Source organism: Streptomyces sp. NPDC048392 (genome assembly GCF_043200575.1).
Taxonomy (GTDB): Bacteria; Actinomycetota; Actinomycetes; order Streptomycetales; family Streptomycetaceae; genus Streptomyces.
The window spans coordinates 87,188-108,490 of sequence record NZ_JBICYB010000005.1; the positions used below are offsets into that span (position 1 = coordinate 87,188).

Below are 21,303 nucleotides of genomic sequence, written 5' to 3' on the forward strand. Positions count from 1 at the left end.
CTCGCCACAGGCCCGCACGGCGGAGATCTCGTCTCATCGGACGGACATGTCCTCGCCCGGTTTGGCCGAGGCGATACCCTCCCGCTCGTGGCTGAGATCCAGATTCCTGCTGACATCAAGCCCGCGGACGGTCGATTCGGCGCGGGCCCCTCCAAGGTGCGGGTTCAGGCGCTGGACGCCCTGGCCGCCACCGGTACGTCCCTGCTCGGCACCTCCCACCGCCAGGCGCCCGTCAAGAACCTGGTCGGCAAGGTCCGTGAGGGCATCCACGAGCTGTTCCGGCTCCCCGACGGCTACGAGGTGATCCTCGGCAACGGTGGCTCCACCGCGTTCTGGGACGTCGCGACCCACGGCCTGATCGAGAACAAGTCGCAGCACCTGAGCTTCGGCGAGTTCTCCTCCAAGTTCGCCAAGGCCGCGAAGCTCGCCCCCTGGCTGGCCGAGCCGACCGTCGTCTCCTCCGACCCGGGCACCCACCCCGGGGCGCGCGCCGAGGCCGGCGTGGACGTGTACGGCCTCACGCACAACGAGACCTCCACCGGTGTCGCCATGCCGATCAAGCGCGTGGCCGGTGCCGACGAGGGCGCCCTGGTGCTGGTCGACGCGACGTCCGGCGCGGGCGGCCTGCCGGTGGACGTGTCGGAGACGGACGTCTACTACTTCGCCCCGCAGAAGTCCTTCGCCTCCGACGGCGGCCTGTGGATCGGCGTCTTCTCCCCGGCCGCGATCGAGCGCGCCGAACGCGTGCACGCGTCCGGCCGGCACGTCCCGGAGTTCTTCTCGCTGCCGACGGCGATCGACAACTCCCGCAAGAACCAGACGTACAACACCCCGGCGCTGGCCACCCTCTTCCTCCTCGGCGAGCAACTCGACTGGATGAACGGCCAGGGCGGCCTGGACTTCACCACCGCCCGCACCAAGGACTCCTCGACCCGCCTGTACACCTGGGCGGAGGAGGCCAAGTACGCCACCCCGTTCGTCTCGGACCCGGCCAAGCGCTCGCAGGTCATCGGCACGATCGACTTCTCCGACGACATCGACGCCGCCGCCGTCGCCAAGGTGCTGCGCGCCAACGGCGTCGTCGACACCGAGCCGTACCGCAAGCTCGGCCGCAACCAGCTGCGCGTCGCGATGTTCCCGGCGATCGACCCGGCGGACGTCGAGGCGCTGACGAAGTGCGTGGACTACGTGATCGAGAAGCTCTAGCCGTTTCGTCCCGTACGACGACGGAGGGCGCCCGGCGGATCATCCGCCGGGCGCCCTCCGTGTGTGCGAGGCCTACGCGAACTGACGCAGGAAGGCCTGCCAGCCCTCGCGGGAGACGGTGAGCAGGGGGCCGCCCTGCTGCTTGCTGTCGCGGATGGCGCGACCGCAGGGGGCCGTGTCGGCGACCTCGACGCAGTTGTTCTCCTGGCCCGAGTACGAGGACTTCCAAAAGGGGCTTACGACCTCGGTCACGATGTGTCTTCCTTCAAACTCCGCAGTATGCCCCGGATGAGCTTCTCGCTCGCGTCCGGCGCCAACGCCGACGATCGTAGTAGGTCGAACGCATTGGCGTAAGCGGCGAGATCCTCGGGTGCTTCAAGGACGGACGTGCCACGCAGGTTGTCCATGGTTACCGCTTCGACCGTCGGCTCCTCGTCGAAGCTGAAAGAGGAGAAGGCAGAGGTGTAGCCGACCAGGACACCAGCACTGAACGGCAGCACCTGCACCGTGACGTTCTTCCGCTTCCCGGCGTCAAGCAGCGCGGACAACTGCTCGCGGTGGATCGCGACGCTCACCAACGGGTGTGCGAGGACTGCCTCCGAGAGGATGGCCGTGTAAGACACCGCGCCCTCTTCGATCTTCGCCTGCCGCCCCATGCGCACTTTCACCAACTGTGCGGCCTTCTCCGGCTCCATGTAGTGGGGACCGCCGACGATCACCGCTTCCGCATAGGCCGGAGTCTGCAGAAGTCCCGGCACCATGACAGGCACCCACTCGCGGATGTAGGTCGCGTCGTCCTCCAGAGCGAGGTGATCAACATAGTCGGGCCGCAGGTGCTCCGCGTGTTCGAGCCACCAGCCCCGGTTCTTGGAGTGCTTGGCCAACTCCTCCAATTTGGTGCGTACATCCGGATCCGTGACGCCGTACGCGTCCAGCAGCAGCCGCACCTCGATGACGCGCGCGGTGACATGCCCGCTCTCAAGGCGGCTCACTCTTGCCTGACTTGCCGCGATAATCTCGGCCGCCTGCGGCTGATCGAGCTTCGCAGCATGCCGGTACTGCCTGAGCGCCATCCCCAGGCGCCTACTGCGTACGGTCGGCCGTCCACCTGCGGGCATGGGTCCTCCCCTCTCCTCGCGCCACGATGCCACACCTGCCCTCGCAACGAGAGCGCTTCACTCGATCGAGTGGACGACTGAATGTATTCAGTTGAGTGGGTTGTGCGTGCGTCGTTTGCGGCCCTAGCTTCGGCTCCATGCCCGCAACCGAGAGCTTCCTCGTCCCGAAGCACAGGCGACACGTGCCGACAGCCCGGCAGCGGTTACACAAGGCCCTCGCCGGCTGGGGCGTCGCCGACGAACTCACCGAGGCCGTGGTCCTGCTGGCCAGCGAACTCGTCACCAACGCCGTACTGCACTGCCGCACGTCGTACGCGCAGGTCGGCGTCACCCTCACCCTGGACGGTCCGGACCTGGTCCTGGAGGTCTCCGACCCGGACCGGGACAGACTCCCCCGGCTCCACGACTCCGGCCCCGACGAGGAGGGCGGGCGCGGGCTGGCCCTCGTATCGGCGCTGTCGGAGGACTGGGGGTGCCGTCAGGGCCCGTACACGAAGTGCGTCTGGGCGCGCTTCTCGCTCGCGGGGAGGCCCGATGCGGCTCCGGCGGCTCCTTGACACGCTCGTACGGCGGCGCGCCGACAGGACGACGGCGGCAACCCTCGCCAGTGAGGTACGCGAGCCGGACCCTTACGTGTGGCCGCTCCCCAGCCCGTACGACGCTCGCTGGCGCCGTTGGCACAAGCGCTGCCGAGCTGCGGGGCGCTACTTGCCCTACCCGAGGGACGAGCCCTGCTGGCCCGGACCGGACACGTCGCCGCCGCAGGTGTGGCAGACCGAGGACGACGTGGTGCGGCCGTATGTTCTCAGACCTTGATACCGCGCCGCACCCGCGCGATCACCCGTTGTTGGTGAAGCCGAACGCCATGGTCATCACGAACATGCCCGGCATCAGGAAGACCGCCCGCCGGGCTGCCGACGGCCCGGCCGCCGCGGACGGCTCAGCGGCGGCGGAAGACCCGGCGTAGGCCGAGCAGGGCCGCGAGCGCGACGAGCAGCCCGACCGCGCCGACCTTGAGCGTGATCCCGCCCGGGCCGTCGGACCCGTCGGAGTCCCCGCCCGCGGAGTCGGAACCGCCCCCGCCGGAACCACCGCCCTTTCCGGGCACGTCCTCGGCCTTCACGGGGCTGTTGACGCCCTCCATGCCGAGCAGCAGCTCCTTGCCGTCGGTGGTGTAGGTGGCGGACTCCCCCTGCCCCAGGGGCACGCTGATCCGCTCCCCGCGCTTGATCTTCCCGCCGTTCCAGTCGTACCAGACGCCCCCGAGGTAGCCGCGCACGGCGAGCTGCTCACCGTCCGGGGAGAACGCGGCGTCCGTGGCCCACAGGTCCACGGGCACGGTGGGCTTGAAGACGTTGGTGCCGGAGGGCGACAGCTTCGCCGGGCCCTCGTACAGGTGCCCGCCGTCCTCGTGCTTGTCGATGATGTAGACCCGCCCGGTCTTCGGGTGGACCACCATCGACTCCGCGTCGCGGGAACCGTCCGCGTACTTCACGACGTACTGCGTCGCCTTGACCGTCTGGTCCTTCAGCTCCGACGGCTCGGGCAGCTCGTAGATCCACACGTACGGCCAGGTCACGCCGTCGTTGTCGCCGATGTCGCCGACGAAGATCTTGTTGCCGGGCCCGATGGCGATCGCCTCGACGTCGCGGGGCGTGCCGACGCCGGACAGCGCGACGCGGGCGACGGTCTCGCCGGTGGCGCCGTCCACGGCGTAGAGGTACGGCCCCGTGTCCTGGTCGTTGTGGGTCCAGTAGACGCCGGGGTGCAGGCGGGACGCGGCGAGGCCGCTGGACTCGGTGATGCGCGGGTCCTTGATCGTGAACCCGTCGCTCCCGGCGGGCCGGTCGTCCGCGTCCGCCGCGGAGGCGGGCACGGCGAACGCGCCCACGAGAAGGGCCGAGGCGAGGAGGGCGAAGGGTCGGCGCATGGGCCAAGCCTGCCATCCCGTGCGGGCGTTCACGTCGGCGGTCACCCTGCGTGGTCGGGCTCACATCGCGCCGACCAGGGCGATCGTCCATGATGAGCGGATGCTCAGGTTCATGTTCGTCGGTGACTCCATGACGATCGGGAGCGCCGGCGAACACACGTGGCGCTACCGGCTGTGGCAGCACCTGCGCGACTCCTGCGGCCGCCCCTTCACCTTCGTCGGCCCGCGCGAGGCCCTGCACGACCAGGCGACGGACGCCCCCACCTCGTACGCCTACGCCGACCCCGGCTTCCCCCGCGCCCACCTGGCCGGCTGGGGCGAGGGCTGGCACCACATGGCCCCGCTGGTCGGAGAGGCGGTCCGGTCCTGCCGCGCGGACGTGCTCCTGGTCTCCCTGGGCCTGATCGACCTCGGCTTCTACACGAACGCCGAGCAGACCGCCGCCAACGTCCGCGCCTTCGCGGCGAACGCGCGCTCGGTGAACCCGCGCGTGCGCGTGGCGGTGATGCCGGTGCTGCACAACATCCGGGTGGAGGCCGACGAGTCCTTCGCCGAGCAGGTCACCCGGTTCAACGAACTCCTCGTGAAGACCGTCACCGACCTCGACGACCCGGGCGCCCCGCTGCTGCTCGTCCCGCCTCCGGTTCCGTGGGACTTCCACACGGACACCTACGACGGCACGCATCCCAACGAGAGCGGCGAGCACCGGATCGCGGAGGCGTTCGCGACGGCGATGGACGAGGAGTGGGGTCTGGGCGGGCCGTACTCCGCTCGCCACTAGCGCCCTGGCATATGCGTGCCCTCCCGTGACCAGGTCACCGTGCGTATCGTTGTACCGCGCGGCTGTACTCGTAGTTGGGTCAGCCGGGGAGGAGCGCCACGATGACCGTCCTTGACGACAGGATCGCGATGGCCGAGAGCGACAACACGCGTCGACTCGACGAGATGTTCGAGCGACTCGAGAAGATGCCCGTCCCCGAGGGGTACAAGGTCGAGATCGTCGGGGGGGTTGTCTACATGGCACCGCAGCGGGACATCCACTGGGAAACCATCCGCGAGATCCTTTGGGCTCTGGAAGATCGCTTCGGACGGCGGCAGGCCAGAATTCTCTCGGACGTCCGCATCGATTTCCCCGGTCACGAGAACGGATTCTGCCCGGACGTCGCCAAGATCAAGGGCGGGGCGCAGAAGGGCGACACCGGCAGGTGGCGCTACGAGGATGTCGAGTTCGTCGCTGAGGTCATCTCGAAGGGCACAGCACGTAACGACTACGAAGCCAAAAAGACCGCCTATGCCCTGGCGGAAGTGCCGGTCTATCTCATCGCCGACCCCTATGCGGGCAGGTGCCGATTGTTCACCCAGCCCAAGGACGGCATCTACGTGACCGACGCCTCGATCGAGTACGGCGGAGTCGTCGACATGACAACCACCCACCTGGGCCTCACTCTCGAAACCGCCGACTTCCCCCGCGACTGAGCGGGCCCGCTTGCCTGGAGCGCACTCCAAGCCGTTGGCTTGGGGACCATGAAGTACACGCAGCTGGGACGCACAGGACTCAAGGTCAGCCGGCTCGTCCTCGGGACGATGAACTTCGGTCCGCAGACCGACGAGGCCGACAGCCACGCGATCATGGACGCGGCGCTGGACGCCGGCATCAACTTCTTCGACACCGCCAACGTGTACGGCTGGGGCGAGAACAAGGGCCGTACCGAGGAGATCATCGGCAACTGGTTCGCCAAGGGCGGCGACCGGCGCGACAGGACCGTCATCGCCACCAAGGTGTACGGCAACATGGGCGCCGACGGCGAGGCATGGCCCAACCACGACAAGCTGTCCGCCGTGAACATCCGGCGGGCGGTCGACGCGAGCCTGAAGCGGCTTCGGACGGACCACATCGACCTGTACCAGTTCCACCACATCGACCGCGCCACCGGGTTCGACGAGATCTGGCAGGCCATCGACACACTGGTCCAGCAGGGCAAGGTGCTCTACGCCGGGTCGTCGAACTTCCCCGGATACAAGATCGCGCAGGCCAACGAGACCGCCGCCCGGCGCGGCGGGACCATCGGGCTGGTCAGCGAGCAGTGCCTGTACAACCTGGCCGAGCGCCGCGCCGAGATGGAGGTGATCCCGGCCGCGCGGGAGTACGGACTCGGCGTCATCCCGTGGTCGCCGCTGCAGGGCGGGCTGCTCGGCGGGGTCATCAGGAAGGAGGTCCAGGGCGGGCGCCGCGCCTCGGGGCGGGCGGCCGACACCCTGGCCGATCCGGCGAAGCGGGCGCAAATCCAGGCGTACGAGGACCTGCTCGACAAGCACGGCATCGAGCCGGGCGAGGCCGCGCTGGCCTGGCTGCTGACCCGGCCCGGCGTGACCGGCCCGATCGTCGGCCCGCGCACCGCCGAGCAGCTGGCGTCGGCGCTGCGGGCCGTGGAGCTGGAGCTGTCCAGCGAGCTGCTGACCGGGCTCGACGAGGTCTTCCCGGGCCCGGGGCCCTCTCCGGAGGCCTTCGCCTGGTAGCGGGGTGAGCGGGGGCGGCGGCGCCCGCACGGGGTCACACCCCGGGGCCGCGCACCTGGGCTCAGCCGAGGGCCGCCGCCACCGCCACCACCACGAGCATCAGCACGAGCACACCGGCCATGATCCGGTTCCGGGTCTTCGGGTCCACGGGCCCGAGCCTAACCGGAGGCGCCGAGCGGGCTGCGGGCGACCGTCTCGTAACGCGGCCGCTCGCCGGGCACGCCCGACTCCGGCAGGTTGCTGCGCACCAGCACCAGGTCCGTCACGGTCCAGGTGGCACTGGTGAAGCCGTCCAGTGCCTCGACCCAGGGGCGTACGTCGACCGCCTGCCTGCCGCGCGCCAGGGTCAGGTGGGGCTTGTGGCGCCCGTGCTCGCCCATCGCCACGCCCGCCTTGCGCCCCGCCGACTCCGCGCGGTCGGCCAGCAGCCGCAGCGTCGTGAGGCCGCCCTGCACGCCCGCCCACAGTGCCCGTCCGCGCCCGAACCGGCCGCCGCCGCGCAGCGCCAGCTCGAAGGGCGGGGTGCGACGGGCCGCGTGCTCCAGGCGGGCCGACAGGTCCGGTACGAGGTCGTCGTCGACCTCACCGTAGAAGGCGAGGGTGAGGTGCCAGCCCGGGCGGCCGGTCCAGCGCAGCCCGTCCGCGCCGGGCAGCCCGCGCAGCACGGCCACCTCGGCGGCGAGCGCGGCGGTGACGTCCTCGGGCGGCAGTACGGCGGCGAACAGTCTCATGCCGCCAGCCTCGCAGAGCCCCGCCGCCCGGGTCCCCCGCGGGCCCGGGTCCCCCGGGGGCCGGGGTTCCCTGGGGGCCCGGGTTCCCTGGGGGCCCGGGTTCCCTGGGGGCCCGGGTTCCCTGGGGGCCCGGGTTCCCTGAGGGCCCGGGTTCCCTGGGGGCCCGGGTTCCCTGGGGGCCCGGGTTCCCTGAGGGCCCGGGTTCCCTGGGTTCCCCGCGGGGCCCCGGGTCCCCCTACGCCGCCGGCGCCAGCTCCTCGCGCCGTTCCCGCGGCACGAACCGGACCTGCGGGTGCCCCCGGTGCCAGCCGACCGACAGGCGCAGGTTGCCGACACGGGCCAGGACCAGGCCGATCACGAGGGCCGCCGTGGCCGCGACGGCGCCGCCGGCGGCGAAACCGACCCGGGCGCCGTAGGTGTCGGTGACCCAGCCGACGACCGGCGCGCCCACCGGGGAACCGCCGAGGAAGACCATCATGTACAGGGCCATCACGCGGCCCCGCATGGCCGGGTCGGTGGACATCTGGATGCTGGTGTTGGCGGTGACGTTGACCGTCATGCTGAAGACGCCGATCGGGACCATCAGCAGCGCGAACAGCCACAGGCTGGGCGCCGTCGACGCCACGATCTCCAGGGCACCGAAGCCGAGGGCCGCCGCGATCAGTACGCGCAGCCGGGCCGTGCCGCGCCGGGCGGCCAGCAGCGCGCCGGCGAGTGAGCCGACGGCCATGAGGGTGTTGAAGAGGCTGTACGCGCCGGCCCCCGCGTCGAAGACGTCGTCGGCGAAGGCCGACAGGAAGACCGGGAAGTTGAAGCCGAAGGTGCCGATGAAGCCGACCAGGGTGATCGTCCAGATCAGCTCGGGGCGCCCGGCGACGTAGTGCAGGCCCTCGCGCAGCTGTCCCTTGCCGCGCGCGGCGCGCTGGACGACGTGCAGTTCACGGGCGCGCATCAGCAGCAGGCAGCTCAGCGGCGCGACGAAGGACAGGCCGTTGGCGAGGAACGCCCAGCCGGTGCCCACCCCGGTGATCATCAGACCGGCGACGGCGGGGCCGACCAGGCGGGCGGACTGGAAGTTGGCCGAATTCAGGCTGACCGCGTTCTGCAGCTGGTCCCGGCCGACCAGCTCGGCGACGAAGGACTGCCGGGCCGGGTTGTCCATGACGGTGGCCAGGCCCATCGCGAAGGCGGCGACGTAGACGTGCCAGACCTGTACGTGGCCGCTCAGGGTGAGGACGGCGAGGGCCAGGGCGGTCACGGCCATCGCGGACTGGGTGACCAGCAGCGTGGGCCGCTTGCGCAGGCGGTCGACGAGGACGCCGCCGTAGAGGCCGAAGAGCAGCATCGGCAGGAACTGCAGGGCGGTGGTGATACCGACCGCGGCCGAGGAGCCGGTGAGGCTGAGCACCAGCCAGTCCTGGGCGATGCGCTGCATCCAGGTGCCGATGTTGGAGACGACCTGGCCCAGGAAGAACAGGCGGTAGTTCCTGACCTTCAGGGAGGCGAACATCGAGGTCCTGCGAGGGACGTCGGGCCTGGTGGTGGTCGGGTCGTCGGGGCCGTCGGGTGCGGGGGCGGAAGCTGCTCCGGATCCCGTACTCAAAAAGGTTCGCCTCCTCGCGAGAACTGCTTACCTGTGTGCGAGCTTCTCCAGCACGGGGGCGGCGGCGCGCAGTTTCGCCCACTCGTCCTCGTCGAGCCCCTCGACCAGCGTGGCCAGGAACGCGTTCCGCTTGCGGCGGCTCTCCTCCAGCATCACCACGGCCTGCTCGGTCTGCGTCACGACCTTCTGGCGCCGGTCCTCGGGGTGCGGCTCCAGCCGGACCAAACCCTTGGCCTCGAGGAGTGCCACGATGCGGGTCATCGAGGGCGGCTGGACGTGTTCCTTGCGGGCCAGCTCGCCCGGGGTCGCACTGCCGCAGAGGGACAGGGTGCCCAGCACCGACATCTCGGTGGGGCTGAGCGACTCGTCGACCCGCTGGTGCTTGAGCCGACGGGACAGCCGCATCACGGCGGAGCGCAGGGAGTTCACGGCGGCGGCGTCGTCGCCATGCTTGAGGTCCGGCATGTTCCTTAGCGTAACTCATTAGTCTAGCGAAATACCACCGCTGCACCGCCCGACTGCCCGTGACGCCCGCCACCTGAAACCCACAGTTCACCCGTACGAGTGAGCCGTTTCCGGAAATCGGAGTATTACCAGGCCGGCGGGAGCCACCCTCGTGCGCATGGGGACCAGAGTGCTCAGCCTGCGGATGGACGGGGAGCTGCTCGACCGGCTCCGGCACCATGCGGCCAGAAGAGGAATGAGCGTCCAGGACTACGTCGTCCGGACGCTCATTCGCGATGACTTCGACGAGCGGTTCCAGTCCGCCGTGGAGGAGACGGAACGGTTCTACGGGGTCACCTGAGCGCGCCCCGCGGGCATCACGTCAGGCCCAGGGCCGGCATCAGGTAGTAGAAGGCGAAGACCACCGACACCACGTGCATCGCGGCCGGGACCTCCCGGCCCCGCCCGGCCGCCAGGCGCAGCACCGACAAGGCGATGAAGCCCATGCCGATGCCGTTGGTGATCGAGTAGGTGAACGGCATCATGACCATCGTCACGAAGGCCGGGATGGCGATCGTGAGGTCGGACCAGTCGATCTCCCTGATCGAACCGGCCAGGATCAGGAAGCCGACCGCGATCAGCGCCGGGGTGGCCGCCTGGGACGGGACCATCGTGGCGACCGGCGTCAGGAACAGCGCCAGGGCGAACAGCGCGCCGGTGACGATGTTGGCGAAGCCGGTGCGGGCGCCCTCGCCGACGCCGGCCGTGGACTCCACGAAGCAGGTGGTGGCCGACGCGGAGCTGGCACCGCCCGCGGCGACCGCGACCCCGTCGACGAACAGGACCTTGCTGATGCCCGGCATCTGGCCCTCGCCGTCGGTCAGCTTCGCCTCGTCGCTGACCCCCATGATCGTGCCCATCGCGTCGAAGAAGCACGACAGCAGCACGGTGAAGACGAACAGCACACCGGTCAGGACGCCGACCTTGTCGAACCCGCCGAACAGGCTGACCTCGCCGACCAGCCCGAAGTCGGGCGTGGCGACGGGGTTGCCGGGCCACTCGGGGGTGGTCAGACCCCAGGAGGGGATGTCGGTGACGGCGTTGAGGACCATCGCGAAACCCGTCATCACGACGATCGAGATGAGGATGGCGCCCGGGGTCCTGCGGACGATCAGCGCGAGGGTCAGCAGCACACCGAGGACGAAGACCAGCACCGGCCAGCCGTGCAGGTGGCCGCCGGTACCGAGCTGGATCGGGACCGTCGTCCGGGCGGCGTCCGGCATCCGGGTGATGAAGCCGGAGTCGACGAGACCGATGATCATGATGAACAGGCCGATGCCGATCGCGATGGCCTTGCGCAGGCTGTAGGGCACGGCGTTCATCACGCGCTCACGCAGGCCGGTGGCGACCAGCAGCATGACGATGAAACCGGCCAGGACCACCATGCCCATGGCGTCCGGCCAGGACATCCGCGGGGCGAGCTGGAGGGCGACGACGGAGTTCACGCCGAGGCCCGCGGCCAGCGCGATCGGGACGTTGCCGATCACGCCCATCAGGAGGGTGGTGAAGGCCGCCGTCAGGGCGGTCGCGGTGACCAGCTGCCCGTTGTCGAGCTGGTTGCCGTACATGTCCTTCGCGCTGCCCAGGATGATCGGGTTCAGCACGATGATGTAGGCCATGGCGAAGAAGGTGGCGAAGCCGCCGCGGATCTCGCGGGGCAGGGTGCTGCCGCGCTCGGAGATCTTGAAGTAGCGGTCGAGGCCGTTCTGCGGGGGCCGCCGGTCTTCCGGCGGCTCGGGGGACGGGGGGACCTTGGCGGAGGCCGAGGTGGGCATGCGGGGACCTCGTCACCAACAGGTTCCCCCACGGCCTTGTTGGTGTTTTCTACGAATGAAAGCGGTCAGAGACAAACGGGTTCAGTATGAAGGTATGAGCCGCGGATCGCTATCTCCGCGCGTAGACCCCGGCGTCGCCGCGCCGTCAACCCGTTCGCGCGCTCCTCGTAAGCTGTACGCATGACGAAGTGGACACCCACGCACGAGGCGCCGGAGCCCCTGGAGGGCCCCGTGGTTGCGACCGTCATCGGCGGCACCATCCTCTGGTTCGTCCTCTTCCTGGCGCAGCTGCCCTTCTACGGCTGGTTCGACGACCACGGGCACACCTGGTGGGTGTGGACCTGCCTGGCCGGTGCGGGCCTCGGACTGATCGGCATCTGGTACGTCCGGGGGCGGGAGGCCGCGATCAAGCGGGACTCCGCCGTACCGGAGGCGGGCACGGACCGGTCCGCGGCGCGGGACCGGCCCACCGCGTAGTACCGGGGCAGCACGGCGCGCCGGGCCCCTCGTACCCGGGTCGGATCTTCCGCGCACTCGGTGGGTGAAGCCGTGAAGCCGCACGTACCGTCGAATGCATGACGCATCTCGACGCGGGCGGACTCGATGCCACGCACCCCGTTGACGCGCCCGCCCCCGCGGCCGGGCTCACGGCGGCCGGGGTCGCCGAACGGATCGCGCGCGGTCAGGTCAACGACGTGCCGGTGCGCAGCAGCCGGTCACTGGCCGACATCGTCCGCGCCAACGTCCTCACCCGGTTCAACGCGATCATCGGCGTGCTCTGGGTGATCATGCTGTTCGTCGCGCCGATCCAGGACGGCCTGTTCGGCTTCGTGATCCTCGCCAACACCGGCATCGGCATCGTCCAGGAGTGGCGGGCGAAGAAGACCCTCGACTCGCTGGCCCTGATCGGCGAGGTCCGGCCGACGGTGCGCCGGGACGGGAGCCCCGCCGCGATCAGTACCTCCGAGATCGTGCTGGACGACGTCATCGAGATCGGCCCCGGTGACAAGGCCGTCGTCGACGGCGTGTGCGTCGAGGCGGACGGGCTGGAGATCGACGAGTCGCTGCTGACCGGTGAGGCCGACCCGGTCGTCAAGCGGCCCGGCGACCAGGTCATGTCGGGCAGCTTCGTGGTCGCGGGCGGCGGCGCCTTCCGGGCGACCAAGGTGGGGCGGGAGGCCTACGCCGCGCAGCTCGCCGAGGAGGCGTCCCGCTTCACGCTGGTCCGGTCGGAGCTGCGGTCCGGCATCTCCACGATTCTCAAGTACGTCACGTGGATGATGGTCCCGACCGCGCTCGGCCTGATCCTCAGCCAGCTGCTGGCCGAGGACAACGAGCTGGACGACTCGATCGCGCGGACGGTCGGCGGCATCGTGCCCATGGTCCCCGAGGGCCTGGTCCTGCTCACCTCCGTCGCCTTCGCGATCGGCGTCGTCCGGCTCGGCCGCAAGCAGTGCCTCGTCCAGGAGCTGCCCGCCATCGAGGGACTGGCCCGCGTCGACACCGTCTGCCTGGACAAGACCGGCACCCTCACCGAGGGCGGCATGGACGTCACCGGCCTGCGGCTGCTCGACGGCGCCGACGAGGCGTACGTCCGCACGGTGCTCGGCGCCCTCGGGGCGTCCGACCCCCGCCCGAACGCCTCTCTGCGGGCCGTCGCCGAGGCCTACCCGGCGGACCGCGGACCGCGCCGCACCGAGTCGCTGCCCTTCTCCTCCGCCCGCAAGTACAGCGGCGCCACGCTCGGCGAGGGCGTCGGCACCTCCAGTACGTGGCTGCTGGGCGCGCCGGACGTGCTGCTGGCCGAGGACGACCCGGCGCTCGCCGAGACCGGGCGGCTCAACGAGCGGGGCCTGCGGGTGCTGCTGCTGGCCCGCGCCGTCCGCGACCTCGGCGACCCCGGCGTGGCCGAGGGCGTCGAGCCCTTCGCCCTGGTGGTGCTGGAGCAGCGGCTGCGCGCGGACGCAGCCGACACGCTGCGCTACTTCGCCGACCAGGACGTCCGCGCCAAGGTCATCTCCGGGGACAACGCGGTGTCGGTCGGCGCGGTCGCCGCCAAGCTGGGGCTGTCCGGAACCACCGTCGACGCGCGCCGGCTGCCCGCCGAGCGGGAGGAGATGGCCGTGGCGCTCGACGGGGGCACGGTGTTCGGGCGGGTCACCCCGCAGCAGAAGCGGGACATGGTGGGCGCCCTGCAGTCGCGCGGCCACACGGTCGCGATGACCGGTGACGGCGTCAACGACGTCCTGGCGCTCAAGGACGCGGACATCGGCGTGGCGATGGGCTCGGGCTCGGAGGCGACCCGGGCGGTCGCGCAGATCGTGCTGCTCGACAACAGCTTCGCCGCCCTGCCGTCGGTGGTGGCCGAGGGCCGTCGCGTCATCGGCAACATCACGCGTGTGGCGACCCTGTTCCTGGTGAAGACCGTGTACTCGGTGCTGCTGGCGATCCTGGTGGTCTGCTCGCAGGTGGAGTATCCGTTCCTGCCCCGCCACCTCACCCTGCTCTCGACGCTCACCATCGGCGTCCCCGCCTTCTTCCTGGCCCTCGCCCCGAACGGGGAACGGGCCAGGCCCCGCTTCGTACTGCGTGTGATGCGGTACGCGGTCCCGGGCGGGGTGCTGGCCGGGGCGGCGACCTTCGTGACGTATCTCGTCGCCCGGCGGCACTACTCCGGGCCGGGTGCGCTGGACGCGGAGACGAGCGCGGCGACGCTGACGCTGTTCCTGGTCTCGATGTGGGTACTGGCGATCATCGCCCGGCCCTACACCTGGTGGCGGGCGCTGCTGGTGGCGGCGATGGGCCTGGCCTTCCTGGTGGTTCTGGTGGTGCCGTGGCTCCAGGACTTCTTCGCGCTGAAGCTGGTGGGCGTGACCATGCCGTGGACCGCCGTCGGCGTCGCGGTGATCGCGGCGGGCCTGCTGGAGCTGACGTGGAGGTGGGTGGGCCGGCGGCTCCCGGTGTGAGTGCTCCCCGGAAAGCGTGAGCACATCGGCCCCCAGTGTCCTCGGCGCGCTCTCCTGAGCACGCCGAGGACACATCCACGCCGAGTGTTCACGTAATCGGCGAAGCCCCTAGTCGAACCAGCGGTCCCTGGCCAGCTCCTCCGTGCGGGACTCGTCCTCCAGCAGGGCGGCCACCTCGAAGCGCCGCGGCCACTGACCCGCCGCCCAGGCGAGCCCCGCGGCGACGCCCTCCAGCGTCGCGGCGTGCAGCGCGCCGTCGTCCGCCAGCCGCCAGTCGATCTCCACACCGTCGACGACCAGTTCCTCGTGCTCCACGTACGACGCCGGGGTCCGCGACCCGAGCAGCACCCGCACCGGCTCCGGTACGGCGTGCTCGGTGCCCTCGGAGTCCAGGCGGCCGGTGACGGACTCGCTCAGCCGCCGCACCTGGAACAGCTCCGCCAGCTCGGCGGCCCGGGCCGGCCGCACGGGCAGCAGCGGCACCCCGGACGTGAAGGGCAGCAGGTCCGGCGAGTCCACCACCACGGCGTCGGCGGCGTCCACCACCTCCACCCGGCCGTCGACCACGGCCCGCACCTCGTCCGGCAGGGTGACCTGCTCCGGGTCCAGTTCGGCCAGCGCCCCGTACAGGGCGTGCAACTGGGCGGTTGTGACCGGACGGCCGGGGTCGGCGAGGCGGTCGAGGAGCTCGGCCGCGCCGCCGGGCTCGTCGAGGAGGGCGGCGACGGACGTGCGTACGCCCAGTGCGCGCAGCACCTGCTCGTCCTCGAAGCCGGCCGCGTCGGCCTCCTCGTACAGGCCGCGCAGCAGCGGGTCGCCGCCCGCCGCGCGCAGACCGGCCGGCCGGCGTCCGCCGAGCACCGGATGCCCGCGCAGCCACCACGCGGTGTACGGCCGTACGACCTCGTGGGTGCCGTCGGGCAGCAGGACGCGCACCGGCTGGACGAGCGCGTCGCGCAGGGGCGGGCGGGACAGCAGGGCGAGGGCCTGGGGCCACCGGTCGTCGTCCACGAGGTCGAGGTCGCGCACGGCGACGATCTCGGTGGCGACCGGCGGGACGGGGGTGTCCGGGAAACGGTCGAGGACGTCCTCGCTCCACACGTCCACGGCGTCCAGCAGCCCCGCGTCGTCGGGCTCGGCGAAGTCCCCCTCGCGGGGCTCCAGTTCGTCGGGGTCCAGGACGACGTCGGTGGCGCGGACCAGGGCGAAGGTGACGAGCACGCCGCAGGCGGCCAGCGGCTCGGGGCCCCACCTCCCGGCGAGTTCCGCGTCCACGGCGGCGAGTTCGTCCTCGCGCATGACCTCGGCGAACGGGCTGCCGGGGAAGACGAGTTCGCCCGCAGGGGAGAGTTCGCCGTCCTCGTCGGGCAGCGCGAGGGCGCCCAGCCAGGGCTCGTCCCCGGGGTCGAGTCCGGCGTCGCGGACCAGGCCGAGGACGGTGTCGGCCAGTTCCTCGGCGTCGAGGGCGTCCTCCTCCCAGTTCGCGGCGCCCTCGTCGTCCAGGGAGGCGGCGACGGCGGCCCGGACCTGCGGGGTGGTGAGCACGGCGCGCGGGGTGGCCGCGAGGGCGCCGAGCTTCTCCAGGAGCGGGTGCGCGGCGTCCGGGTGGGCGACCTTGAGACCGAGCCGGGTGAGGACCTCGGGGTCGGACGAGGCCGCGTCGGGGGAGGGCAGCAGTACCTGCCGGGGACCGATGGTCGTACGTCCGTCGGCCAACGGCACCGGCAGCCCGGACAGCCGGTCGGGATCGACCCCGGCGAGACTGTCGTAGAGCCGCCGCCACCAGCCGGGGGCCTTCTCCAGACCCGCCAGCCGGTCCACGGCGTCGGTCAGCGGCACCCGGGCCACGCCCAGCGTGCGCAGTTCGGCGCGGCGCTCCAGCCCTGCGGGCAGCAGGGTCGGCAGTACCTCGGCGAGGACACGCACGGTGTCGGCGCCCGCGCCCTCCACCACCTCGGCGTCGCGGGGCCGCAGGGACCGCGGCAGGTCGTCGTCGTCCTCCGCACGCCGGTCCTCGAAGGGGACGGCGGGCGGCAGGAAGGAGGTGCGCGGCAGCCGGTCGAGGATGGACTGCCGCAGCGCGCCGTCCAGTTCGCCCCTGCCCAGCGCTCCGGGCACCAGGTCGATGAGGCCGGCGGTGACCGGCCGCCAGTCGGCGAGCAGCCCGGCGTAGGCGTCGGCCGCCCGTTCGGTCAGGAAGTCGGTCAGCGGGCCGGGCGCGGCGTGCCGGCGGGTGGCGTCCAGCGGGAAGGACGCGATGAGCAGGGCGGGCACGCCGAGCGGCTCGTCGCTGGGGGTCGGGGCGTGCACGACGGGGCTGGTGCGGGGCCGCGCGGGAGCACCGTCGGCGTCCACCGGCACCGCCCAGGTCACGGACCAGTGGGGGCGCAGCCGCTCCTCGACCGGCCGGTCGGCGAGGAGGTCGGGGGTGAGGGACCCGTGCGCGGCGGCGGTGCGCCAGCGGGTGACGCCCTCCCGGGAGTCCTCCACGACGGTCAGGGAGTCCTCGCTGCGGCGGGAGAGGGTGCGTACGTCGTCCCCGGCCTCGATCACCACCTCCTCAAGGCCCGGCAGGGCGAGGAGCAGGGCGTCGTCCACGGCCCGCAGGAGCCGTTCGGCGAGATCGGCGGCGGCCGTGTCGCGCAGCGGGAGGATGACGGCCGTGTCGTACGGGCCGGGGGCGCTGCCCTCGGCGGGGAACGGCAGCCTCAGCAGCGGAACGTGTCCGTCGCGCCGGCGGATCTCGTCCCCGAGGCCGGGGCTGCGCCCGGCGGTGTCGGCGGCCAGGTCGCGGGCCTCGGCGAGGGACCAGCGCACCCCGCCGTGCCGGCCGACGACGGCGGGCTCGTCGGTGACGGCCAGGACGGCGGCGAAGCCGACCCCGAACCGGCCCACCGCACCGTCCCCGGCCTCACGCTTGGCGGAGGCGCGCAGGGTGGACAGCGACTCGACACCGGTCGCGTCCAGCGGGGCGCCGGTGTTGGCGGCGACGAGGACACCGTCGCGCAGGGTGAGCCGCAGCCGGCCGGGCACCCCGGCGCGCGCGGCGGCGTCGGCGGCGTTCTGCGCGAGCTCGACGACCAGCCGGTCGCGGTAGCCGCCGAGGGCGAGGTCCTCCTCCGCGTTGGCGTCCTCACGGAACCGGGCCGGACTCGTCGCCCAGGCGTCCAGCACCCCGCGCCGCAGACGTGCCGTAGCGAACGGGTCCGCGCCCTCGGCGGCAGGCCGTACGAACATGCTCACGGTCATCTCTCCTCATCGGCCCTCGTCGGCGTGAGGTCGAAGGTACCGGTCCGCCGCGGGCAAGGACGCGTCCGCCGGTGGCCGGGCGTCCCCCGCCGCCCCGGCGCGATGCGCATTGGCAGAAAAGTGACTCCCGTACCGGGGCGGGGCCGGACGGACCACCGGCGCACCGGAGAGAATTCCCGGCCATCGGCCAAAAAGCGCGGGTCATTCTCCTTTCCCAGGCGGGAACAGGGAACAGGCGCGTTCCCCGGCCTGGAATGATCACCGCCGTTTCGCCATTCCCCGAGGTGCCGCCCGTATCGGCCCAAGACGCCGGATTCCAGCCATCGCCGGAGGCACTCTTGCGGGACCCGTGGGGCGACCATAGGCTCCAGCTCGTTTTCAGCTCCCTCACATTTTCTGCATTGATTCGCCATAGCGGTGGGGTGTGCCGTGGAACGGGCAGTGTCGACCGCACGACCGTCCCACCCCGGGGTGGGAACGCGCGATTTCCGGCTTCTGTGGTGGGCCAACGCCACCGACGGAATCGGCAGCCAGGCCAGTGGTGCCGTCCTGCCGCTGCTCCTGCTGCACCTGGGGCACTCGCCGCGGACGGTCGGTCTGATCGCGGGCGTCTCCACCGCCGTGGGGCTGCTGCTCGGCCCGCTCGTCGCGGTGGCCGCCGACCGTGGAGCCCGCAAGCGCGTCATGCTGGCCTCCTCCCTCCTGGCGGCGCTCGCCATGGGCGCTCTGAGCCTCGCCCTGCTCCTCGGCACCCCGCCGCTGGCGCTGATCCTCACCGCCGTCCTGGTGGAACGGTTCGCCACCGCCTGCTTCGAGGCCGCGGCCCGCGGCACCGTCGCGCTGCTCGTCCCCGGCCCCGGCCAGGGCCGGGCGGTGTCCCGGCTCGCCGCCGCCGACCAGGGCGCGCTGATCACCGGCCCGGCCCTGGGCGGCCTGCTCTACCAGGCGTCCCGGGCACTGCCCTTCCTCGCCGACGCGCTGTCCTACGTGGTCGGCGCCCTGTGCGTACGAGCCGTGCGCGCCGACCTGAGCGCGCCCGGACCGTCACCCGCCGCGGACACGGGGACCGGGCCCGCGGACACCGGTCCGGCGGACACCGGCCCCGCCACCGGCCCCGCCACCGGTCCCGCCACCGGTGCGGCCCGGCCCCGCCCGCCCGCGCGGCGCGGCGGCCGGCTGCTGCGGGAGGGGGCGGCCGGGCTGCGGCTGGTGCGCTCCTCACCGCTGCTGCGCCTGGTCCTGGTGTGGGGCACCACCGTCAACCTCGTCGTGGTGATGCTGTATTACGAGGCCGTCTTCACCCTCCAGCGCGGCGGCCACGGCGGTGCCACGCTGGGCGGCGTCCTCACCGCCTCGGGAGCGGCCGGACTCGCCGGGGCGCTGGCCGCGCCGCGGGTCGTCGGGCGGTTCGGCGCCCCGCGGATCGTCCCCGGCGTGACCTGGGCGCTGGTCCCGCTCGCCGCGCTCCTGGCCACGGTCACCGGTGCCTGGGCCTACGGGCTGCTGTTCGCCCTGGTGTGCCTGGCGATGCCGCTGGCCTCGGTCGTCCTCCAGGCCGGAGCGCTGGCGGCCACGGCACCCGCACTCCAGGCCCGTACCGGCGCGGTGCTGGCCACCGCGACCGTCGGTGCCGCCGCCCTGGCGCCCGTCCTGGCCGGCGTGCTCACCGACCGGTTCGCCACCGGCGCGCCGGCGTTGGCCTGCGGGGCGGCCCTGGCCCTGCTGGCCGTGCACACCTCCCGCCGCCCGGTGCGCGGCGCCCTGGCCGGGACGGCCACGGCATGAGCGGGGACTACCGGGTGTACCGGGCCGCGCTGCCGGAGGTGTGCGCCGGTGACCCGGCGAAGATGGTCTTCACCGCCGACTCCGACGGCCGGTGCGAGGTGTTCACCTGGGACGCCGCCACCCGCCGCGCCCGGCAGGTCACCCGGCGCCCCGGCGGCACACTGCACGGTGCCGTGGACCGGGACGGGTACGTGTGGTGGTTCGACGAGGACGCCCGCGGCGCGGGCCGCTGGCAGCACCAGCCGTTCGCGGGCGGACCCGACCGGCCGGGCCTGACGGGTCTGCCGCCCGGCCTGCCGCGGGGCCTCGCGGTGAGCGACCGCGGCACCGTCGCCATCGCGCTCGGCGACGCCCGCGGCACCACCGTCCACACCGGGCCCCGGGGCGGCGCGGCCCGCACCGCGCTGTACGTGGACGGCTCCGCCACCCTCGGCGGCATCACCCCCGACGGCCGCCTGCTCTCGCTCGCCACCCCGGCCGGCGCCACCGTCCGCACCCCCGACGGGGGCCTCCGCGCCGACCTGGCGGCCGCGCCCGGCACCCGGCTGTGGCCCCTGGGCTTCGCCCCGGACACCGGCGACGGCGCCGGCGTCCTGCTGCTGGTCCGCGAGCGCCCGGACGGCTACACGCTGGCCACCTGGCGGGACGGCGGCGGGACGAGCGAGCACGCGTGGCACGTCTTCGACACCGAGATCACCGCCCGCTGGGACGGCGACGGCCGCACCGTCCTGGTCCGGCAGGACCGGCACGGCCGCTCCCTGCTGCACCGGGCCGACCTCGCCGCCCGCACCCTGTCTCCCGTTCCCACGCCGCCCGGCACACTCCTGGACGCCGCCACCCGGCCCGGCGGCGACCTCCACTACCTGTGGACGGCCACCGGCCACCCGCCCCGGCTGTGTTCCACGCACGGCACGGCGCTGCCCGAACTTCCCACCGCGGGCCCGGTCCCCGGCAGTCACCGTGACGTGTGGACACCCGGCCCGGACGGGCCCGTGCACACCCTGCTGAGCCTGCCCGAGGGTCCGCCGGGACCGGCCCCGGCGGTCTTCCTGGTGCACGGCGGTCCCGCCGACCACGACCGCGACGCCTACGACGGCATCGTCCACTCCCTGGTCGCCTCGGGCTTCGCCGTGGCCCGCGTCAACTACCGCGGCTCCACCGGGTACGGGCCGCGCTGGCGCCACGCCTACCGCTCGGGGGTGGGCCTCACCCAGGTCGAGGACCTGGCCTCGGTCCGGGCCGACCTGGTGGCCCGGCGGCTGATCCACGCCGACGCCACCGGCCTGTGGGGCACCTCCTGGGGCGGCTACCTCGTCCTGCTCGCGCTCGGCACCCGGCCGGACCTGTGGCAGGTTGGAGTCGCCGTGAAACCGGTCGCCGACAGCGCGGCCGCCCACCGCACCTCCACCCCCGCCCTGCGCGCCCTGGACGAGCGGCTCTTCGGCGGCACGCCCGAGCAGGTCCCGCGCCGCTACGCGCGCAGCTCCCCCCTCCACTACGCCGCCGCCGTCCGCGCCCCGCTGCTGGTGGCCGCCGCCACCCACGACGCCAAGTGCCCGCCGGGCCAGGTCCGCGGCTATCTGGCCGCCCTCCGCGCCGCCGGGGTCCGGCACGAGGCGCTGTGGCTCGACTCCGGCCACGACGGCTACGACGGCCACGACCACGTCACCGTGCTGCGCCGGGCCGTGGTCTTCCTCGACCGGGAACTGCGCGACCCCGCGCGGCGCCACCCCCAGACGCCCCGCTCCGCCCGGAGCGGGGAGCACCACACCACCGCATCCGGCACAGAAGGGAGAAACGCCCATGCAGAAGGACATCATCCACAACGACCCGCTCGCGGGTGACGAGGAGAACCGCAAGCCGAGCGTCGGCATCACCATCACCGTCCCGTTCCGCAACGCCGAGGACACGGACGAGGA

General features: G+C 72.4%; 18 protein-coding genes. 10 read left to right on the top strand and 8 right to left on the bottom strand.

Annotation, left to right across the window (positions count from 1 at the left end; genetic code table 11):
- Window positions 1-87 precede the first annotated feature (87 nt).
- Window positions 88-1,206 carry a phosphoserine transaminase gene (gene serC, locus ACGFYH_RS10225; protein ID WP_393802680.1) on the top strand — a complete coding sequence of 373 codons (1,119 nt, stop codon included), beginning with the start codon at window positions 88-90 and terminating at the stop codon, window positions 1,204-1,206.
- 72 nt (window positions 1,207-1,278) lie between these two features.
- Here the strand turns inward: serC and ACGFYH_RS10230 are convergent, their stop codons facing one another.
- The gene (locus ACGFYH_RS10230; RefSeq protein ID WP_393802681.1) at window positions 1,279-1,458 is read right to left on the bottom strand and encodes a DUF397 domain-containing protein; all 180 of its coding nucleotides are present in this window, start codon (window positions 1,456-1,458) and stop codon (window positions 1,279-1,281) included.
- Window positions 1,455-2,324 carry a helix-turn-helix domain-containing protein gene (locus ACGFYH_RS10235; RefSeq protein WP_393802682.1) on the bottom strand — a complete coding sequence of 290 codons (870 nt, stop codon included), beginning with the start codon at window positions 2,322-2,324 and terminating at the stop codon, window positions 1,455-1,457. Before ACGFYH_RS10235 ends, ACGFYH_RS10230 begins: the two co-directional genes overlap by 4 nt.
- Window positions 2,325-2,461: 137 nt before the next feature.
- Here ACGFYH_RS10235 and ACGFYH_RS10240 point away from each other — a divergent pair, with 137 nt between their 5' ends.
- A complete protein-coding gene (locus tag ACGFYH_RS10240) occupies window positions 2,462-2,881 on the top strand; it encodes an ATP-binding protein (RefSeq protein ID WP_393802683.1) in 420 nt (139 codons plus the stop codon).
- Between the two features lie 383 nt (window positions 2,882-3,264).
- Here the strand turns inward: ACGFYH_RS10240 and ACGFYH_RS10245 are convergent, their stop codons facing one another.
- Complete coding sequence (locus ACGFYH_RS10245) at window positions 3,265-4,254, bottom strand: WD40 repeat domain-containing protein (RefSeq protein ID WP_393802684.1); 990 nt, start codon at window positions 4,252-4,254, stop codon at window positions 3,265-3,267.
- A gap of 100 nt (window positions 4,255-4,354) precedes the next feature.
- On the opposite strand from ACGFYH_RS10245, the gene ACGFYH_RS10250 reads away from it, so the two are divergent.
- From ACGFYH_RS10250 to ACGFYH_RS10260, 3 genes are all read left to right on the top strand, one after another.
- Window positions 4,355-5,035 (top strand): GDSL-type esterase/lipase family protein, encoded by a 681-nt coding sequence (locus tag ACGFYH_RS10250; RefSeq protein WP_393802685.1) that lies wholly within the window; start codon window positions 4,355-4,357, stop codon window positions 5,033-5,035.
- Window positions 5,036-5,136: 101 nt separating this feature from the next.
- Window positions 5,137-5,730 (top strand): Uma2 family endonuclease, encoded by a 594-nt coding sequence (locus ACGFYH_RS10255; RefSeq protein WP_393802686.1) that lies wholly within the window; start codon window positions 5,137-5,139, stop codon window positions 5,728-5,730.
- Between the two features lie 48 nt (window positions 5,731-5,778).
- Window positions 5,779-6,771: an aldo/keto reductase gene (locus tag ACGFYH_RS10260; RefSeq protein ID WP_393802687.1), complete on the top strand. Its 993-nt coding sequence runs from the start codon at window positions 5,779-5,781 to the stop codon at window positions 6,769-6,771.
- A 158-nt stretch (window positions 6,772-6,929) separates the two neighbouring features.
- Here ACGFYH_RS10260 and thpR read toward each other — a convergent pair whose 3' ends face one another.
- The 3 genes from thpR to ACGFYH_RS10275 all read right to left on the bottom strand — a co-directional run bounded on the left by thpR (window position 6,930) and on the right by ACGFYH_RS10275 (window position 9,570).
- Complete coding sequence (gene thpR, locus ACGFYH_RS10265) at window positions 6,930-7,502, bottom strand: RNA 2',3'-cyclic phosphodiesterase (RefSeq protein ID WP_393802688.1); 573 nt, start codon at window positions 7,500-7,502, stop codon at window positions 6,930-6,932.
- A 235-nt stretch (window positions 7,503-7,737) separates the two neighbouring features.
- Complete coding sequence (locus tag ACGFYH_RS10270; RefSeq protein WP_393802689.1) at window positions 7,738-9,105, bottom strand: MFS transporter; 1,368 nt, start codon at window positions 9,103-9,105, stop codon at window positions 7,738-7,740.
- 27 nt (window positions 9,106-9,132) lie between these two features.
- Entirely contained in the window at window positions 9,133-9,570 is a 438-nt protein-coding gene (locus tag ACGFYH_RS10275; protein WP_393802690.1) for a MarR family winged helix-turn-helix transcriptional regulator, read from the bottom strand.
- Between the two features lie 157 nt (window positions 9,571-9,727).
- Here ACGFYH_RS10275 and ACGFYH_RS10280 point away from each other — a divergent pair, with 157 nt between their 5' ends.
- Window positions 9,728-9,910, top strand: a complete 183-nt coding sequence (locus tag ACGFYH_RS10280) for a ribbon-helix-helix protein, CopG family (protein ID WP_393802691.1) — start codon at window positions 9,728-9,730, stop codon at window positions 9,908-9,910.
- A 16-nt stretch (window positions 9,911-9,926) separates the two neighbouring features.
- Here the strand turns inward: ACGFYH_RS10280 and ACGFYH_RS10285 are convergent, their stop codons facing one another.
- On the bottom strand, window positions 9,927-11,384 hold the full coding sequence (locus ACGFYH_RS10285) for an NCS2 family permease (protein ID WP_393802692.1): 1,458 nt from the start codon (window positions 11,382-11,384) through the stop codon (window positions 9,927-9,929).
- A gap of 180 nt (window positions 11,385-11,564) precedes the next feature.
- Between ACGFYH_RS10285 and ACGFYH_RS10290 the strand changes: the two genes are divergently transcribed.
- Window positions 11,565-11,861 (top strand): DUF2530 domain-containing protein, encoded by a 297-nt coding sequence (locus ACGFYH_RS10290; RefSeq protein ID WP_393802693.1) that lies wholly within the window; start codon window positions 11,565-11,567, stop codon window positions 11,859-11,861.
- A 98-nt stretch (window positions 11,862-11,959) separates the two neighbouring features.
- Window positions 11,960-14,350: an HAD-IC family P-type ATPase gene (locus tag ACGFYH_RS10295; RefSeq protein ID WP_393802694.1), complete on the top strand. Its 2,391-nt coding sequence runs from the start codon at window positions 11,960-11,962 to the stop codon at window positions 14,348-14,350.
- A 108-nt stretch (window positions 14,351-14,458) separates the two neighbouring features.
- Here the strand turns inward: ACGFYH_RS10295 and ACGFYH_RS10300 are convergent, their stop codons facing one another.
- On the bottom strand, window positions 14,459-17,593 hold the full coding sequence (locus ACGFYH_RS10300; RefSeq protein WP_393802869.1) for a sacsin N-terminal ATP-binding-like domain-containing protein: 3,135 nt from the start codon (window positions 17,591-17,593) through the stop codon (window positions 14,459-14,461).
- A 477-nt stretch (window positions 17,594-18,070) separates the two neighbouring features.
- Here ACGFYH_RS10300 and ACGFYH_RS10305 point away from each other — a divergent pair, with 477 nt between their 5' ends.
- Window positions 18,071-19,384 (top strand): MFS transporter, encoded by a 1,314-nt coding sequence (locus ACGFYH_RS10305; protein WP_393802695.1) that lies wholly within the window; start codon window positions 18,071-18,073, stop codon window positions 19,382-19,384.
- The gene (locus ACGFYH_RS10310; RefSeq protein ID WP_393802696.1) at window positions 19,381-21,228 is read left to right on the top strand and encodes an alpha/beta hydrolase family protein; all 1,848 of its coding nucleotides are present in this window, start codon (window positions 19,381-19,383) and stop codon (window positions 21,226-21,228) included. The genes ACGFYH_RS10305 and ACGFYH_RS10310 overlap by 4 nt, the downstream gene beginning before the upstream one ends.
- Window positions 21,229-21,303 lie beyond the last annotated feature (75 nt).